The sequence below is a fragment of the Pseudomonas sp. NPDC089547 genome, assembly GCF_050280665.1.
Classification (GTDB): Bacteria; Pseudomonadota; Gammaproteobacteria; order Pseudomonadales; family Pseudomonadaceae; genus Aquipseudomonas.
Map to the genome: position 1 here is coordinate 33,068 of NZ_JBNNVS010000003.1, position 16,749 is coordinate 49,816.

18 protein-coding genes are annotated in these 16,749 nt (G+C 63.0%); 11 read left to right on the forward strand and 7 right to left on the reverse strand.

Annotation, left to right across the window (positions count from 1 at the left end; translation table 11 throughout):
• Positions 1 to 36: 36 nt before the first annotated feature.
• From ACQKPZ_RS02910 to ACQKPZ_RS02930, 5 genes are read left to right on the forward strand one after another with little or no spacing between them, the layout of a single operon-like run.
• A complete protein-coding gene (locus ACQKPZ_RS02910) occupies positions 37 to 1,116 on the forward strand; it encodes a serine hydrolase domain-containing protein (protein ID WP_427535460.1) in 1,080 nt (359 codons plus the stop codon).
• A complete protein-coding gene (locus tag ACQKPZ_RS02915; protein ID WP_427535462.1) occupies positions 1,113 to 1,418 on the forward strand; it encodes an amidase in 306 nt (101 codons plus the stop codon). Before ACQKPZ_RS02910 ends, ACQKPZ_RS02915 begins: the two co-directional genes overlap by 4 nt.
• Before the next feature lie 44 nt (positions 1,419 to 1,462).
• Positions 1,463 to 2,044: a YceI family protein gene (locus ACQKPZ_RS02920; protein WP_391138081.1), complete on the forward strand. Its 582-nt coding sequence runs from the start codon at positions 1,463 to 1,465 to the stop codon at positions 2,042 to 2,044.
• Position 2,045: 1 nt separating this feature from the next.
• The gene (locus ACQKPZ_RS02925; protein ID WP_391138078.1) at positions 2,046 to 3,203 is read left to right on the forward strand and encodes a phospholipase D-like domain-containing protein; all 1,158 of its coding nucleotides are present in this window, start codon (positions 2,046 to 2,048) and stop codon (positions 3,201 to 3,203) included.
• Positions 3,204 to 3,247: 44 nt separating this feature from the next.
• Complete coding sequence (locus ACQKPZ_RS02930) at positions 3,248 to 3,826, forward strand: DJ-1/PfpI family protein (protein WP_391138075.1); 579 nt, start codon at positions 3,248 to 3,250, stop codon at positions 3,824 to 3,826.
• Positions 3,827 to 3,931: 105 nt separating this feature from the next.
• On the opposite strand, the gene ACQKPZ_RS02935 is transcribed toward ACQKPZ_RS02930, so the two are convergent.
• Positions 3,932 to 4,330 (reverse strand): nuclear transport factor 2 family protein, encoded by a 399-nt coding sequence (locus ACQKPZ_RS02935; RefSeq protein ID WP_427535463.1) that lies wholly within the window; start codon positions 4,328 to 4,330, stop codon positions 3,932 to 3,934.
• A 115-nt stretch (positions 4,331 to 4,445) separates the two neighbouring features.
• Between ACQKPZ_RS02935 and ACQKPZ_RS02940 the strand changes: the two genes are divergently transcribed.
• Positions 4,446 to 5,036, forward strand: a complete 591-nt coding sequence (locus ACQKPZ_RS02940) for a GNAT family N-acetyltransferase (protein ID WP_427535464.1) — start codon at positions 4,446 to 4,448, stop codon at positions 5,034 to 5,036.
• Between the two features lie 52 nt (positions 5,037 to 5,088).
• Here the strand turns inward: ACQKPZ_RS02940 and ACQKPZ_RS02945 are convergent, their stop codons facing one another.
• A complete protein-coding gene (locus ACQKPZ_RS02945; protein ID WP_391132221.1) occupies positions 5,089 to 6,612 on the reverse strand; it encodes a fumarate hydratase in 1,524 nt (507 codons plus the stop codon).
• A 249-nt stretch (positions 6,613 to 6,861) separates the two neighbouring features.
• On the opposite strand from ACQKPZ_RS02945, the gene ACQKPZ_RS02950 reads away from it, so the two are divergent.
• Complete coding sequence (locus ACQKPZ_RS02950; RefSeq protein WP_427535465.1) at positions 6,862 to 7,782, forward strand: iron-sulfur-binding ferredoxin reductase; 921 nt, start codon at positions 6,862 to 6,864, stop codon at positions 7,780 to 7,782.
• 124 nt (positions 7,783 to 7,906) lie between these two features.
• Here the strand turns inward: ACQKPZ_RS02950 and pyk are convergent, their stop codons facing one another.
• A complete protein-coding gene (gene pyk / locus ACQKPZ_RS02955; protein WP_110742660.1) occupies positions 7,907 to 9,361 on the reverse strand; it encodes a pyruvate kinase in 1,455 nt (484 codons plus the stop codon).
• Positions 9,362 to 9,540: 179 nt separating this feature from the next.
• On the opposite strand from pyk, the gene ACQKPZ_RS02960 reads away from it, so the two are divergent.
• The 3 genes from ACQKPZ_RS02960 (at position 9,541) to sbcB (ending at position 11,886) form a co-directional block, all read left to right on the forward strand.
• A complete protein-coding gene (locus ACQKPZ_RS02960) occupies positions 9,541 to 9,927 on the forward strand; it encodes a tetratricopeptide repeat protein (protein WP_427535467.1) in 387 nt (128 codons plus the stop codon).
• Positions 9,928 to 10,050: 123 nt separating this feature from the next.
• A complete protein-coding gene (locus ACQKPZ_RS02965) occupies positions 10,051 to 10,410 on the forward strand; it encodes a PilZ domain-containing protein (protein ID WP_391132214.1) in 360 nt (119 codons plus the stop codon).
• Positions 10,411 to 10,452: 42 nt separating this feature from the next.
• Complete coding sequence (sbcB, locus tag ACQKPZ_RS02970; RefSeq protein WP_427535468.1) at positions 10,453 to 11,886, forward strand: exodeoxyribonuclease I; 1,434 nt, start codon at positions 10,453 to 10,455, stop codon at positions 11,884 to 11,886.
• 76 nt (positions 11,887 to 11,962) lie between these two features.
• Here sbcB and mvaT read toward each other — a convergent pair whose 3' ends face one another.
• A complete protein-coding gene (gene mvaT / locus ACQKPZ_RS02975; RefSeq protein ID WP_391132210.1) occupies positions 11,963 to 12,340 on the reverse strand; it encodes a histone-like nucleoid-structuring protein MvaT in 378 nt (125 codons plus the stop codon).
• 284 nt (positions 12,341 to 12,624) lie between these two features.
• On the opposite strand from mvaT, the gene purU reads away from it, so the two are divergent.
• Positions 12,625 to 13,476, forward strand: a complete 852-nt coding sequence (gene purU / locus ACQKPZ_RS02980) for a formyltetrahydrofolate deformylase (RefSeq protein WP_403194568.1) — start codon at positions 12,625 to 12,627, stop codon at positions 13,474 to 13,476.
• A gap of 292 nt (positions 13,477 to 13,768) precedes the next feature.
• Here purU and ACQKPZ_RS02985 read toward each other — a convergent pair whose 3' ends face one another.
• The 3 genes from ACQKPZ_RS02985 to ACQKPZ_RS02995 are packed head-to-tail and all read right to left on the reverse strand — an operon-like array spanning position 13,769 to position 16,636.
• Positions 13,769 to 14,761, reverse strand: a complete 993-nt coding sequence (locus tag ACQKPZ_RS02985; protein WP_427535470.1) for a lysylphosphatidylglycerol synthase transmembrane domain-containing protein — start codon at positions 14,759 to 14,761, stop codon at positions 13,769 to 13,771.
• Positions 14,758 to 15,522: a DUF2334 domain-containing protein gene (locus tag ACQKPZ_RS02990; RefSeq protein WP_427535471.1), complete on the reverse strand. Its 765-nt coding sequence runs from the start codon at positions 15,520 to 15,522 to the stop codon at positions 14,758 to 14,760. Before ACQKPZ_RS02990 ends, ACQKPZ_RS02985 begins: the two co-directional genes overlap by 4 nt.
• Positions 15,515 to 16,636 carry a glycosyltransferase family 4 protein gene (locus ACQKPZ_RS02995; protein ID WP_427535472.1) on the reverse strand — a complete coding sequence of 374 codons (1,122 nt, stop codon included), beginning with the start codon at positions 16,634 to 16,636 and terminating at the stop codon, positions 15,515 to 15,517. Before ACQKPZ_RS02995 ends, ACQKPZ_RS02990 begins: the two co-directional genes overlap by 8 nt.
• Positions 16,637 to 16,749 lie beyond the last annotated feature (113 nt).

The window sequence follows — 16,749 nt, forward strand, 5'->3', positions numbered from 1 at the left end:
TGCGCAGCAGCCCCAAAATTGCGAGCCTGAAACGCGATGTTGAACGGTCTGCTGTTGCTTTTTTGCATGGTCATGGCGTCCGCCAAGGCTGAGGATTGGCCTGCCCCTGACTGGCACAACGACCCTGCTCCCCACAACTGGCAAGCCGTCGACGCCTACGCCTTCCCCCCCCGCGCCCCTGACCGCAGCGGCATCCGCACCGACGCCCTGCTGATCATCCGCGATGGCCGCATCCTCCACGAACGCTACGCCGCCCCTACCACCGCCGCCACCGCACACCTGACCTGGTCGATCAGCAAGAGCGTACTCGCCACCCTCATGGGTGTGGCCCAAGGCGAAGGGCGCTTCCAGTTGCAGGACCCGGTCACGCGTTTCTACCCCGCCATGCGCGAGCACCCGGGCGTACGCATGGTCGACCTGCTGCACTGGGCCAGTGGCCTGGACTGGCAGGAAGACTACGAATTCGCACCGCTCAAGTCCTCGGTGGTGGCCATGCTGTATACCCGTGGCCACGAGGACATGGCGGCCTATACGGCGGCGCGGGGTGCGTCGGCCAGCCCCGGTCAGCGATTCCTCTACTCCAGTGGCGACAGCAACCTGCTGGCTGCTGCGCTGCGCGGCATGCTCGATGCCGGGCAGTACGCCGATTACCCCTGGCACGCGCTGTTCACCCCCTTGGGTATCGAAAGCGCGGTGTGGGAGCGCGACCGGGCGGGCACCTACGTGGGCTCTTCCTATCTGTACCTCAGCGCCCGTGATCTGGCGCGTATCGGCTTGCTGATGCAGCGCGACGGCCAGTGGCAAGGCCGGCAACTGCTGCCCAAGGCCTGGGTGGCTTTCAACCGCACTGCGTTTGACCATGCCCAGCCTGTGCCCGGTGAAGCCAACCCGGGCGGCCACTGGTGGCTCAACCAGCCGCTGGCCGCTGCTGGGCGGCCTTGGCCCAATGCGCCCGCAGATACCTTCGCCGCCCTTGGCCACTGGGGCCAGGCGCTGTATGTAGTGCCTGCGCAAAAGCTGGTGATCGTGCGCTATGCCGATGACCGCGACGGCAGTTACCAGCACGACGAACTGCTCAAGCGGGTATTGGCGGCACTGGCCGGGGAGGGGGCATGAAGCGCTTGCTGCTGCTGGTGCTGCTGGTGCTGTTGGGGTTGCTGGTCTGGGCCTGGCACGAGCGCCAGGCACTGGCAGATTTCCCTGGCATCCTCTCGGCCTATTCGGCCAAGGAGTATTGTTCGTGCCGCTTTGTCATGGGTTTCGAGCAGGCGTACTGCCAAGGCTATGTGAAGCAATGGCTGCCGCTGAGCCTGCTGGAGGAAAACACCGCGCAACGGCAAGTCACTGCCGTGGGCCTGGGGCGGCGCAACCAGGCTGCCTGGCAGGGCCAGCGCGAGGGCTGCCGCTTGCTGCCATGAAGGCGGGCGGGTAAGGTTGGCGGCCTGGTTTCACGAGATCTGTCATGTTCAAGCTGCCCCGTCTGTTGCCCGCCTTGTTGCTGGCTTTTTGCCTGCCCGCCCATGCCAATTGGCACCTCGATGGCGAGTCTTCACGCCTGTCGTTCATTACCGGCAAGAACGGTGATACGGCCGAAGTGCATCGCTTCCTGGTGCTGCACGGCAAGGTCGACCGTAAGGGCGCGGCCGGGCTGAGCATCGAGATGGATTCGGTAAGCAGCGGCATCCCGCTGCGGGACGAACGCATGCGTGACGACCTGTTCGAAGTCGAGCGCTTTGCCGAAGCCAAGGTGCAGGCACAACTGGACCTGCGCCCGATCAACGACCTGGCCAATGGTGCACAGATCGAACTGCGCCTGCCGCTCACCGTTACCCTGCATGGCCAGTCGCACAGCTACAACGCCCTGCTGCTGGCCACCCGCCTGGATGAGCGGCGCTTTCAGGTGGTAACCCTCGAACCCCTGGTACTGCGTGCCGAGGACTTCGGCCTGCTGCCTGGCCTGCAAGCCCTGCGCAAGTTCGCCGGGCTCAAGTCCATCAACCCGTCGGTACCGGTTAGCGCGGTGCTGATCTTCACCGCCCGCTGACATGCCGGGGCCGGTCTTCCCCTGGCGGGATGGCAACCAGTTCGAACTGCTGATCGATGGCCCCGAGTTCTTTCCGCGCATGCTGGCGGCGATTGTGCGCGCCGAGGTGCAGGTCGACCTGGAGTTGTACCTGGTCGAAGCGGGGGCCTGTGCCGAGGCGGTAGTCGAAGCGCTGGAGCAGGCCGCCCGGCGTGGCGTGCGGGTGCGCTGCCTGTTCGATGACTATGGCTCGCTGGCCTTCAACAGCGCCCTGCGCCAACGGCTGGTTGACGCCGGTGTGTACTTGCGCTGGTACAACCGACTGCGCTGGAAGCGCGGCCTGCGCAACCTGTACCGCGACCACCGCAAGCTGCTGCTGGTGGATGAACGCTGGGCGGTGGTGGGCGGCACGGGGGTTACCGATGAATTCTGGACGCCGGGCGATGCGACCAGTGAATGGCACGAGGTGATGGTGCAGATCCAGGGGCCGGTGGTGAACGACTGGCAACTGCTGTTCGACCGCCAGTGGTCGGCCAACAACCGTCGCACCGCCTGGCGCCCTGCCGAAGGCTTCGGCCTGCCGCGCCTGCCCAAGGTGCCAGCGCAAGGGCAGGGCATGGGCCGGGTGGCCTATGCCGACGCCCGCCAGCACCAGGACATCCTGCATTCGCTGGTGCGGGCGCTGAACAGCGGCAAGCAACGGGTATGGCTGGCCACGCCGTACTTTCTGCCGACCTGGAGCGTGCGCCGTTCGTTGCGCCGGGCTGCCAGCAAGGGGCTTGATGTACGGTTGTTGCTGACGGGACCACGCACCGATCATCCATCGGTGCGCTACGCCGGGCACCGTTACTACCCACGGCTGCTGCGTGCAGGGGTGCGGATTTTCGAGTACCAGCCGTGCTTCCTGCACCTGAAGATGGCCGTGGTAGATGACTGGGTCAGCGTCGGTTCGTGCAATTTCGACCACTGGAACCTGCGGTTCAACCTTGAGGCCAACATCGAGGCGCTGGACCCACCGTTGACGGCGGCGGTAGTGGCCAGTTTCGAGCGCGACTTTGCCTTGAGCGAGGAAGTCGACCTTGACCACTGGCATGCCCGCCCCCTGTGGCGCCGGGTGAAACAGCGGATCTGGGGCTGGATCGACCGGCTGGTGGTCAACCTGCTCGACCGGCGTGACTGACAGCGGCTATCGTGCAGTATCTGTTAACCGAAGGAGTGGGTGCGATGACGGCTAAGAAGATTCTCATGCTGGTGGGCGACTACGTCGAGGATTACGAGGCGATGGTGCCGTTCCAGGCCCTGAGCATGGTGGGCCACACCGTGCATGCGGTGTGCCCGGAAAAGGTGGCAGGGCAAACCGTGCGCACCGCCATCCATGATTTCGAGGGTGAGCAGACCTACAGTGAAAAGCCGGGGCACAACTTTGCCCTGAACCATGACTTCGTGCGGGTGCGGGCCGAAAGTTACGACGCGCTGCTGATTCCGGGGGGCCGTGCGCCGGAGTACCTGCGCCTGGATGAAAAGGTGCTGGAGCTGGTGCGCGCCTTTGACCAGGCAGGCAAGCCGATTGCAGCGGTGTGCCACGGTGCCCAGCTGCTGGCGGCGGCGGGGGTGCTGGAAGGGCGCGAATGCAGCGCGTACCCGGCGTGTGCGCCGGAAGTGCGGTTGGCGGGTGGCACGTTCATCGATATCGCCGTGGACCAGGCGCATGTGGATGGCAACCTGGTGACCGCGCCAGCGTGGCCGGCGCATCCAGCGTGGCTGGCGGCCTTTCTCAAGGTGCTGGGCACCCGTATCGCCTGACCGGGCCTCTTCGCGGGCACGCCCGCTCCCACAGGTTCAGCACACATTTCAAAACCTGTGCAATCCTGTGGGAGCGGGCGTGCCCGCGAAGAGGCCGGTACAGGCTTAACTTACCTGCTCAACCCAGTCATTGAGGTTGTAGTAGTTGGTCACCCGGGCAATCTTGCCGCAGTGGATGTAAAAGAAAGCGCCCGCCAGCAGCACGTAGGTTTGCCCCTTGGCCGCCGGCAACCCTTCGTCATCCGCCAGGTATTCACCCTGCACCGTGAACTCCGCCGCCGCACGGCTGCCATCGGCGTTTTGCATCACCACGATGTCGGCCAGGCGTTCGCGGTAGCAGCGGTTCATCTTGTCCATGAACGCCGCAAACCGGGCCTTGCCCATCTGCCGCTCGCCCTGGTTGATGTCATGGATCACATCCTCGCTGAGCAGGGCGAGAAAGCCCGGCATGTCGCCGGCGTTGAATGCGGCGAAGTAAGCATTTACCAGCTCGGTAGCGGTCATGGAACAATACCTGTCGTGTAGGGAAAAGGCGGGTCGTTGCGCCGGATGATAGGGTTTCCCCTCAAGCCCGGCTTAGCCGAGCGCGTCATCCACATCGACAAAACGACCGCCAAGCATGGAAATACGCCTGTTGCACGGCGCCGCTATCGCGCCATACATCGATGACCTCGTTCGCCTGCGCCTGACAGTGTTCCGCGAGTTTCCCTTCCTTTACGATGGCACCCCTGAGTACGAGGCCAACTACCTTGCCACCTATGCCCGCTCCGGGCGCAGCCTGGTAGTGCTGGCACTGGACGATGGCAAGCTGGTGGGAGCCTCCACGGGCCTGCCGCTGGTGGATGTTGCACCCGAATTCCAGCAGCCGTTTCTGGCCCATGGGCGTGACCCGGCCGCTGTGTATTACTTCGGTGAGTCGCTGGTGCTGCCGGAATATCGCGGTCAGGGCCTGGGGGTTCGCTTCTTCATCGAGCGCGAGTCCTACGCGCACAAACTGGCCGAGTTCGATTACTGCGCGTTCTGCGCCGTGGAGCGCCCCGGCGTGCATCCGCTGCGGCCTGCGGACTACAAACCGCTGCAGGGCTTCTGGCGCAACCGCGGCTTCCTGCATGACCCATCGCTGCGCACCCGTTACGCCTGGCGTGACCTGGACGCGCAGGAAAGCTCGGAAAAGATCATGTCGTTCTGGACCAAGGAACTGCCAACTTGATCCTGTGAAAACAACAACGGCCCCTGTTGGGGCCGCTGTTGTTACATCAGGTTTACTTCACTTCGACTGCCAGGCTTTCGGCAATCTTGCTCTGCCACAGGGCAGGGCCAGTGATGTGTACCGACTCACCGTTGCTGTCCACGGCAACGGTCACCGGCATGTCCTTGACCTCGAACTCGTAGATCGCTTCCATGCCCAGCTCGGCGAAGGCCAAAACCTTCGACTTGCGGATGGCCTGGGCTACCAGGTAGGCAGCGCCACCTACGGCCATCAGGTACACGGCTTTGTTGTCCTTGATCGCCTCGATGGCAGTCGGGCCACGCTCGGACTTGCCGATCATGCCCAGCAGGCCGGTTTGTTCGAGGATCTGGCGGGTGAACTTGTCCATGCGGGTAGCGGTGGTCGGGCCAGCCGGGCCTACCACTTCGTCACCGACCGGGTCGACCGGGCCAACGTAGTAGATGAAGCGGCCTTTCAGGTCCACCGGCAGCGATTCGCCGCGGTTGAGCATTTCGACCATGCGCTTGTGCGCGGCATCGCGGCCGGTCAGCATCTTGCCGTTGAGCAGGATGGTTTCGCCCGGCTTCCAGCTGGCGACTTCTTCCGGGGTGATGTCGTCGAGGTTGACGCGACGGGCGCTCGGGCCGGCTTCCCAGACGATTTCCGGGTAGGCGTCCAGCGACGGCGCTTCCAGCTCGGCCGGGCCGGAACCATCGAGCACGAAGTGGGCGTGACGGGTGGCTGCGCAGTTGGGGATCATGCACACCGGCAGCGACGCGGCGTGGGTCGGGTAGTCCATGATCTTGACGTCGAGCACGGTGGTCAGGCCACCCAGGCCCTGGGCGCCGATGCCCAGCTGGTTGACCTTCTCGAACAGCTCCAGGCGGATTTCTTCCAGGCGGTTCTGCGGGCCACGGGCTTTCAGCTCATGGATGTCGATGGATTCCATCAACACTTCCTTGGCCATGACGGCGGCTTTCTCGGCGGTACCGCCGATGCCGATGCCGAGCATGCCAGGCGGGCACCAGCCAGCGCCCATGGTCGGAACGGTCTTCAGCACCCAGTCGACGATCGAGTCGGACGGGTTGAGCATGGCCATCTTCGACTTGTTCTCGGAACCGCCACCTTTGGCAGCCACGTCCACTTCAACCTTGTCACCTGGGACGATGGAGTAGTGGATGACCGCCGGGGTGTTGTCCTTGGTGTTTTTGCGAGCACCGGCCGGGTCGGCCAGGATCGAAGCACGCAGGACGTTTTCCGGCAGGTTGTAGGCGCGACGCACACCTTCGTTGATCATGTCGTCGACGCTCAGGGTGGCGCCGTCCCAGCGCACGTCCATGCCCACGCGCACGAACACGGTAACGATACCGGTGTCCTGGCAGATCGGGCGGTGGCCGGTGGCGCACATGCGCGAGTTGATCAGGATCTGGGCGATGGAATCGCGTGCAGCGGGCGACTCTTCACGCAGATAGGCCTCGTGCATGGCCTGGATGAAATCGACGGGGTGGTAGTACGAAATGAATTGCAGGGCGTCGGCGACGCTCTGAATCAGGTCGTCTTGCTTGATCACGGTCATGCAGCGCGCTCCTCTTAAAGACGGGAACATTCAAAAAGACGCATCGACGGTGCCGACCAGCATGTCGAAGCGCCTTGCAAGGCGCCGGCAGGTCAGGCCGACGGAAAAAGGCGCGGCAGTATAGCGCGCATCCGTGCCGGGTACACCTGCGGCCGGTCTGGACCATGGTCGGCAGTGCGTGGGCATCCTTTTTGCTGCCGTAGCGCGCTTGGCTTAAAGTGGACTGTGATTTGTGGAGAAAGACCGACCATGCCCGAACTTTGCGTGGGCGAGCGCCGCTGGGCGGTGCCGACCGGCAGCAACCTGCTCGACGCCTTGAATGATGCCGGGCTCAACGTGCCCTACAGCTGCCGTGCCGGCAGTTGCCATGCCTGCCTGGTGCATTGCCTGGCCGGGCAACCGCTGGATGCCTTGCCCGAGGCCCTGGCACTGGACAAGCATGCCCTGGGCTGGCGCCTGGCCTGCCAGTGCCGGGTGGTCGAGGACTTGAATGTGGCGCTGTTCGACCCGCAGCGCGATGGTGTGCCGGCGCATGTCTGCGCGCTGGACTGGTTCGGTGACGTGTTGCGTGTACGGCTACGGCCCGAGCGGGCGGTGCGTTACCAGGCGGGGCAGCATGTGGTGTTGTGGCATGGTTCGGTAGCGCGGCCTTATTCCCTGGCCAGCCTGCCGGGGGAAGATGACTTCCTGGAGTTTCACATCGATTGCCGGCGCCTGGGCGCCTTTTGCGACAAGGCTCGGGGTTTGCAGGTAGCAGATGTGCTGCGCCTGGGTGAATTCAGGGGTGGTGCCTTGCATTACGACCTGGATTGGCAGGACCGGCCGCTCTGGCTGCTGGCGGCCGGGACCGGGCTTGCGCCGTTGTGGGGCATCTTGCGTGAGGCTGTGCGACAAGGGCATCGCGGCGAGATTCGGGTGCTGCATGTGGCGCGGGACAGCGCCGGGCACTATCTGGCTGAACCACTGATGCAACTGCAGGGCGTGCAGGTCGAGTTGGTGCTGGCAGAGCAGATGGATGAAGCACTGGCGGGGTTGCGGCCGTCTTCGCGGCAGACGGTGGCGCTGGTGTGCGGGGCGCCGGGGAGCGTCGAGCGGTTTGCCCGGCGGTTGTTCATTGCCGGGGTGCCGCGGGGGCAGGTGTTTGCTGATGTGTTTGTCGAGCATGCCTGAGATAGCTGGGAGGGCTTTGCCCTCCTGTCGCGACACAAGGCCGCTCCTACAGGGGAATGCGTATCTCTTGTAGGAGCGGCCTTGTGTCGCGAAGGGCCGCAAAGCGGCCCCCTTTCAGGCAGGATCAGCCGACCAGCGGGTCACCAACGTGCAGGATCTTCATGCCGTTGGTGCCACCGATGGTGTGGTAGCTGTCGCCCTTGGTCAGGATCACCCAGTCACCTTGCTCCACCAGGCCACGCTTGAGCAGTTCGTCGACCGCTGCCTGGCTTACCTTGTCGGCCGGCAGCGATGCCGGGTCGAAGGCGATCGGGTACACGCCGCGGAACATGTTGGCGCGAGCCTGGGTAGCGCGGTGTGGCGACAGGGCGAAAATCGGCACGTGCGAGCGCAGGCGCGACATGATCAGCGGGGTGTAGCCGCTTTCGGTCAGGGCGATGATCGCCTTCACGCCCGGGAAGTGGTTGGCGGTGTACATGGCCGCCAGGGCGATGCTTTCGTCGCAGCGCTCGAAGGTGGTGTGCAGGCGGTGGCTGGACTTCTGGCTGGTCGGGTGCTTTTCGGCGCCCGAGCAGATACGCGCCATGGCCTGTACGGCTTCGATCGGGTAGGAGCCGGCGGCACTTTCTGCCGACAGCATCACCGCGTCGGTGTTGTCCAGCACGGCGTTGGCCACATCGGACACTTCGGCACGGGTCGGCATCGGGTTCTGGATCATCGACTCCATCATCTGGGTCGCCACGATCACCGCCTTGTTGTTGCGGCGGGCGTGCTGGATGATCTTCTTCTGGATGGCGATCAGCTCGGCGTCGCCGATTTCCACGCCCAGGTCGCCACGGGCAACCATGACGGCGTCAGAGGCGAGGATCAGCTTGTCGAGGGTCTCGTCGTCGGCAACCGCTTCGGCGCGTTCGATCTTGGCCACCAGCCAGGCGCTGCCGCCGGACTCGTCACGCAGCTTGCGTGCGTATTCCATGTCGCTGGCGTCACGCGGGAACGAAACGGCCAGGTAGTCCAGGTCCATTTCCGCTGCCAGCTTGATGTCGGCCTTGTCTTTCTCGGTCAGGGCCGGTGCGGTCAGGCCGCCACCTTTACGGTTGATGCCTTTATGGTCGGACAGCGGGCCACCGATGATCACCACGCAGTGCAGGGCATCTGCGGTGGCGGTTTCGACGCGCATGACCACACGGCCATCGTCGAGCAGCAGTTCGTCACCGACGCCGCAGTCCTTGACCAGGTCCGGGTAGTCGATACCGACGATGTCCTGGTTGCCTTCGGTCAGCGGGTGGGCGGTGGAGAAGGTGAACTTGTCACCAATCTTCAATTCGATGCGCTTGTTGGCGAACTTGGCGATGCGGATCTTCGGACCCTGCAGGTCGCCCAGCAGTGCAACATGGCGGCCATTCTTGGCGGCGATGTCGCGGATCAGGCGCGCGCGGGCCTTGTGTTCGTCCGGCGTGCCGTGGGAGAAGTTCAGGCGTGCCACGTCCAGGCCCGCGAGGATCAGCTGTTCGATCACTTCCGGCGAGTTGCTGGCGGGGCCAAGGGTGGCGACGATTTTGGTACGGCGGATGCTCATGCACAGACTCCTATAGTGAAGCGCAGCGAAAGGCTACTCCTGAATCTCGCTGTAGTCATTGTTCCGTTGCACTACCTGCGACCAAGGCAGGGTGGCATTTGAACGGGCAGGGTATCCTTGCAAAACCCTGTGAAGATTTGTTGGCGTTGGCCGATACACAGGCATTAAAGGAGATCCCCATGCGAGCCCTGATCGTTTTAGCCCTGGCGGCCAGCGCCGTCGGCTGCACCCGCTGGTCCATGGACCACCACCTGAACAATGCCTACCGCGCCTACGACCGTGGCGATTGCGCACGGGTGATGCTGGAGCTGTCGCAGGTCGACCGTACCAGCCGCTCGCGGCCGTTCATCCACCCCGAAGTGTCGCTGCTGCGTGGCCAGTGCCTGGAGCGCCAGGCGCTTTACGTGGATGCCGCGCAGACCTATCAGTACCTGATCCAGAAGTACCCGGGCAACGAATACGCCTACCGGGCGCGGGCGCGCCTGCAAACCCTGGAAAAACTCGGGCATTACCGCGGCGGCGAAACGGCTGTGGCCAACCCGGTGACGACTGCACCTTGGCGCTAACACCAAGGTGTGGTTTATTTCACGAGATTTGCTGCGCACGCTGCGCTAATCTGTAACTCAGCTGTTACAACAACCGCCAGTACCTTGTATTCCTGGCATCAGGTACGGAATACACTCGCGATCATGTTCAACAAGCGCCACATCGAACGTCATCAGCTGCCTTGTGTCCTCAAGGTGTTCAACCGGTTTACCAACCAGGAAATCGGCCAGCTAGGCAATGCCTCCGAAGATGGCTTGATGGTCATCAGCCAGCTGCCCGTCATGGTCGGGCCTGATTACGAACTGCAACTGCGCATGCCGTTGGTCGGCGGGGGGCATCAGTTCGTCAACCTGACTGCCAGTTGCCTGTGGTGCCGCGAAGACCAGACGCCAGGGCACTACGATTCGGGCTTCATGCTGCTGCAGGCGCCTCGCGAGTACGACGAGTTCGTGCGCTCATTGCGCGACTATTTCAGCTTCCACCCCGCCAACGCTTCTGTCTGAGGCTGCGTTAGAATCGGGTCGACCTTGATACAGGACGATCCCGTGACCTCCAGCATTTTCTGGCACGACTACGAAACCACCGGCATCAACCCGCGCTGCGACCGGCCATTGCAGGTGGCCGGTGTGCGCACCGACTTCGACCTCAACGAGATCGACGAACCGATCAGCCTTTATTGCCGGCCCTCCGACGATATTTTGCCGCACCCGGCCGCCTGCCTGGTGACCGGCATCACGCCGCAGTTGCTGGCTGAGCAGGGGCTGTGCGAAGCCGAGTTCATGACCAGGGTCCATGCGCAGCTGGCGCAACCGGGCACCTGTGGCGCTGGCTACAACACCCTGCGTTTCGACGATGAAGTGACCCGCTACAGTTTGTACCGCAACTTTTTCGACCCCTATGCCCGAGAGTGGCAGGGCGGCAACAGCCGCTGGGACCTGATCGACATCGTGCGCACTGCCTACGCCTTGCGCCCGGACGGTATTCAATGGCCGCAACAAGATGGGCGCACCAGCTTGCGCCTGGAGTTGCTGAGCAAAGCCAATGGCATTGACCATGGGCACGCCCATGAAGCGCTTTCCGACGTGCGGGCAACCATTGCCCTGGCCCGCCTGATACGGCAGAAACAGCCCAAACTGTATGACTGGCTGTTCCAGTTACGCAGCAAACATAAAGTGCTGGAGCAGGTCCGCTTGTTGCAGCCACTGGTGCATATATCCGGGCGTTTTTCGGCAGCGCGCAATTACCTGGGTGTGGTATTGCCACTGGCATGGCACCCACGTAATCGCAATGCACTGATTGTGTGCGACCTGCATCAGGAAACCCTACCGTTACTGAGGGAAAGTGCTGAAGTTTTGCGCCAGCGTTTGTACACCCGCCATGAAGAGTTGGCCGAGGGTGAATTACCGGTGCCGCTGAAACTGGTACAAATCAATCGTTGCCCGGTGCTGGCACCGTTGTCGGTATTGCGCCCTGTCGATCAACAACGGTTAGGCCTGGACTTGACGTTGTTACAATTGCGTGGCGAACAGTTGGCCAGCCAACAGGCGCAGTGGCAAGACAAGCTGGAGCACATCTACGGCAAGGAAGACTTCACCCCGAGTGAAGATCCGGAGCAACAGTTGTATGACGGTTTTATAGGGGACCGAGACCGCCGCTTATGTGAGCAAGTGCGTGCGCTGGAACCCGCGCAGTTGGGCCGTGGGCACTGGATGTTCGATGACCCGCGCTTGCCCGAACTGCTGTTCCGCTACCGGGCGCGCAACTTCCCTGAGACCTTGAACAGCGAAGAGCGCCAGCGCTGGCATGGCTTCTGCCAGCAGCGCCTGAGCGACCCGCAGTGGGGCGCACCGAATACGCTGGGTGACTTCGAGCAAGCGCGCCAGCAAGCCTGGGAGCGCGCTGACGAAGCCGGCCGACGCGTGCTGGAGGCTTGGCAAATGCATGCCCGGCAATTGCAGGCACAATTTGCAGTTGGCTGATCAACAGACAAACAAAAACGCCGGCAATGTGCCGGCGTTTTTGTTTGCGATAAGCAAAGCGCGATTACGCGGACAATCAGTCCAGCAGGGTCGCCCAGCTTTCAACCACGTCGCCGCCCCAAGTGGCTTTCCACTCTTTCAGGGTTTTGTGGTTGCCGCCTTTGGTTTCGATGACTTCACCGTTGTGCGGGTTCTTGTATTGCTTGACCTTGCGGGCACGCTTGGTGGCAGTGGCCTTGACCGCGCCGCGAGGTGCCTTGCTCAGTTTCGACTCTGGGTCGAGCAGGGCAATCACGTCGCGCAGCGACTTGGAGTATTCACCCATCAGCGTGCGCAGTTTGCCTTCGAACTCCAGTTCTTTTTTCAGCTTGTCATCCTGCGACAGGTTGGCCAGGCGGGCCTGAAGTTCCTTGATGGCTTCTTCGGTGGCGCGGTACTCGTTGATCAGGGACATGGAGTGTTCCTTAATGCGTGTTCAGAAATGTGTGGGCCAATAATAGACAGGCGATACTCACAAGTAAACATGGTACTGGGCAATTAACTGTTAATTAAGCTGTGACAATATTTCTCTACGTGAACAAAAATTTACATAAAGACCCTGCGTTTCGTCATGACGGTCAGACACTACTCGCGCAGCGATTGCTGATCCACACAGGCTATCGCAGCTGCAATCAATACTGCGTTTTTTCTGGCGGGCCGCTAGAATAGGCGCCTTTGCGAAGTTCTGGAGTCTCATTCATGCGCACCTATCGTCTGGTGATCGCCTGCCCCGACCGTGTAGGTATCGTGGCGAAAGTCAGTAATTTCCTGGCCTTGTACAATGGCTGGATCAACGAAGCCAGCCACCACTCTGATGAGCAGAGCGGGTGGTTCTTCATGCGCCATGAAATCCGTGCCGAATCGCTGCCATTCGGTATTGAAGCCTTCCGCGAGGCGTTTGCGCCCATCGCCGAAGAGTTCTCCATGACCTGGCGCGTTACCGACTCGGCGCAGAAAAAACGCGTGGTGCTGATGGCCAGCCGCGAGTCGCATTGCCTGGCCGACCTGCTGCACCGCTGGCACACCGACGAACTGGACTGCGATATCCCTTGCGTTATTTCCAACCACAACGACCTGCGCAGCATGGTCGAGTGGCACGGTATTCCGTTCTTCCATGTGCCGGTTGACCCCAAGGACAAGGCCCCGGCCTTTGCCGAAGTGTCGCGCCTGGTCAATGAGCATGCCGCCGATGTGGTGGTGCTGGCGCGCTACATGCAGATCCTGCCGCCGCAGCTGTGCCAGGACTATGCCGAGAAGGTAATCAACATCCACCACAGCTTCCTGCCGTCGTTTGTTGGCGCCAAACCGTATCACCAGGCCTCCCTGCGCGGCGTGAAGCTGATCGGCGCGACCTGCCACTACGTCACCGAAGAGCTGGACGCTGGCCCGATCATCGAGCAGGACGTGGTGCGTGTCAGCCATGCCGACAGCATCGAAGACATGGTCCGCTTTGGCCGTGATGTGGAGAAGATGGTGCTGGCCCGTGGCCTGCGTTACCACCTGGAAGACCGCGTGCTGGTGCATGGCAACAAGACTGTGGTGTTCGACTGACACAGTTGGGTTGCCTGTGAGATTTTGGGGCTGCTTTGCAGCCCATCGCGACACAAGGCCGCTCCTACAAAGTGTACGCCGTGCTTTGTGTAGGAGCGGCCTTGTGTCGCGATGGGGCGCAACGCGCCCCCGGCAATCTTGAATGGAAAACTGATGGCCAAACAGCGCAACCAACCCACCGCCTCACCCCCTCCCACCCTCGGCGAAGGCTGCCTGGCCCGCTACGACCCTGAAGCCCTGGATGAAAGCGACGGCACCGACTTCCCCGGCGCTGCCGAACTCTGGCAACAGCTCAACCCGCCTGACCCCGCCAGCGCTCCAGCAACGGACGGGCCAACAGGCACACAAACACCGGCCCACCCGCCAGCAGATAAAAGTAGTAAGTAACCGCCCGCCAGATCAGGATGGCCGCCGCTGCGGTCGAACTGCCCACCAAGGGCGTCAACAGGCTGGCCGAGGTCAGCTCGGCAGCTCCGGCCCCTCCGGGCAACAGGCTGAATTGTCCGGCGCTGAGCGACAGCATCTGCACAAGGAAGCTGGGGATCCACGCCAAGTCCACCCCCAACCCCCTCAATACCAGGTACAACACGCTATAGCGCAAGCACCAGTGAGCGCAGGTCAGGGTAAACACCAGGCTGAGCGTTCGCTTGGGCAGGCGCCAGGTTTGCGCCAGTGCGTCGATGAAGTGCAGCACTTTGCGTGCCCAGCGGCGTTTGCGCTGTTGGCTCATGCCCAGGCGCTGAAGCAACTTGCCATTAACGCGCATCACCGTGCGCCGGTAGCGCAGCAGCCCGATTACCCCGGCCAGAGCAGTGCAGAGCAGCAACGCGCTGCCCATCAGCATGCTTTCCTGGCTGCGGCCCAGGCTGTGGAATAGCGCATAGCCGGCTATGGCCAGCATGGCGCAGAAGAAGAACACCAGGTCGTTCAGTTGGTCCATGGCGAAAACGGCGCCGCTGCGTGCCGGGCCGATGCGGTGGCGCGCGAGCAAGGCCATGAGGGTCAAAGGCCCGCCGCTGCCGCCAGGGGTGGTGCAGATGGCGAATTCGGTGGCCATTACCACGCCGAGGCTGCGCAGGTGCCCAAGCCGTGTGCCTTGCTGGCCCAGGAGCAGGCGCAGGCGGATGGCGTTGATGACCCAGCACAGCAGGATCATGCCCAGCAGCATGAGCATCAGCGCGGGGTCGAAGCGCTGCAACCTTGGCAGCAACTCACTGCCACCGAGCAGGGTTGGCACCAGCACAGCGCCGAGCAGTGCCAGGCCCAGCCAGGTCAAGCGGTTCATGGGTTGGCCTGGCGGTCCAGCCAGGCCGACTTGGTCAGTGGTTCGCGGCCTTGAGCCAGCAAACCGCGCAAGGTGTTCAGCCAGTAGTCACGAGAGGTGCGGTGACGCATGTCTACCGGGTGCAGGCCCAGGCGCAGGGTGTCGGCGTCGCGCCAACGCCGGCATTGCCAGTCGCACAGCACCCTGGAAAGCCCCCGGCGCCAGGCGCTGCGGGCACTCCACACCAGCCCTGGGGCCTCGATCGCGGTGAAGTCCGGCAAACGGTACAGGTGCTGCGGTGTGCTGGTGTACCGCAGTGGCAGGCGGCGCAGGGCCTGGCGGGTACCTTCGCTCATCAACCAGGCCGGTGCGACAAAGCCGGCTACAGGCCAGCCCTGCTGGTGAAACAGGCCCAGGCCCTGCTCCAGCCGTTGCAACGCCTGCTGCTGGTCAAGGCCATGGAACTCGCCTTCGTGGGTGTAGATGCGGCGCATGAAGTATTCGCCGGGCGTGCGTGGCGGCGGGCCGTTGTCGGCGTGGTAATAGCCGTGCAGGGCCAGTTCGTCGCCCTTGGCCAGGCGCCGTTCAAGCAGGCGGCAGAAGGTGGGGGAGCGCAGCAGCAGGTTGCGCTGGTGAAAGTCCGGCACCACCAGCCATGTCATGGGGATGCCGCCGAGTGTGTCGATGGCCTCGACGAAGGGTTGATAGTCGGGCCAGGTCTCGGGCGCCACATCGTGCAGCACCAGCATCAGGCTGCGCGATGCTGGCTGCGCCTCAGCCATGGGCGCGTACCTGCGACGGGTGGCCGAGTACGGCCTGGTAGTGCTGCAGAAGGCCGCACACCACGTTGTCCCATGAGTAATGCTGCTCCACGTGATGTCGGGCCTGTGCCCCGAGTTTGCGGACACCGGCCTCGAATGCCTCACGCACGGCCGCCGCCATGGCCTGGCCATCGTTGGGGCGGCACAAGCGCCCGCACTGCTCATTCACGATTTCGCCAAAGGCGCCAGCGCGCACGGCTACCACGGGGGTGGCACTGGCCATCGCTTCAAGTATGACCAGGCCGAAGGTTTCCTGGTCCCCAGCATGCACGAGCAGGTCGGCACTGGCCATCAGCCGTGCGACCTCCGGCGCGGGGTGGAAGTGGTCGATCACGCTGACATTCTGCGGCACATTGGCCGGCATGTTGGAGCCCACCAGCAGCAGGTGGTACGGGCTACCCAGCTGCTGCATGCAGTCGAGCAGCACGGGCAGGTTCTTTTCCCGCGAGCCACGGCCGGCATAGATCAGCAGGCGGCTGGTGTCGGCAATACCCAGTTGCGCACGTAGCTGCGGGTCGCGCTTTTCGGGGTTGAAGGTGGCCAGGTCCACACCCAGGCGCTGTACATGCACATCATGTACGCCCAGGCGACGCAGTTTGTCGGCCATGACCTGACTGGGTGCCAGTACCCGGTCGAAATTGCCGTACAGCTTGCTGACATATGCTTCGACATTGGGCGTGAACCAGTTGCCCATGCGGTTGCTGACCAGCAAGGGCAGGTCGGAGTGGTAGAAGCCGATTACCGGCACATCGAGCTGACGCCGCGCCTCCAGCGCTGCCCAGGCAGTCAGGTAGGGGTCGCCAACTTCGATCAGGTCGGGCTTGAGCGTGCGTAGCGTTTTGCACCAGGGGGCCAGGCGTACCGGAAAGCGGTAGCCCTTGCCGAACGGCAGGGGTGGGGCGGGTACTTGAAAGATGCCATCGGCATGCTGGGCGCTCGCGCCGGGTATCAGCAGGCTGTGGCGTACATCATCAATGGCGTCGAGGCGGCGGTGTTTGGCATCAAGATAGGTTCGTACGCCGCCGCTGGCCGGGGCGTAGAACATGGTGATGTCGGCAATGTGCACGATCAGCATCCCTCCGGGATCGTCTTCGGGTCTGTCATGCGGCGGTAACGGGCCGGCGATGACGCGCCTAAAGGTTGACCTTTCAGAAGGATAGTTTGTTCGATCGGGCTTGGGCGGTGTAG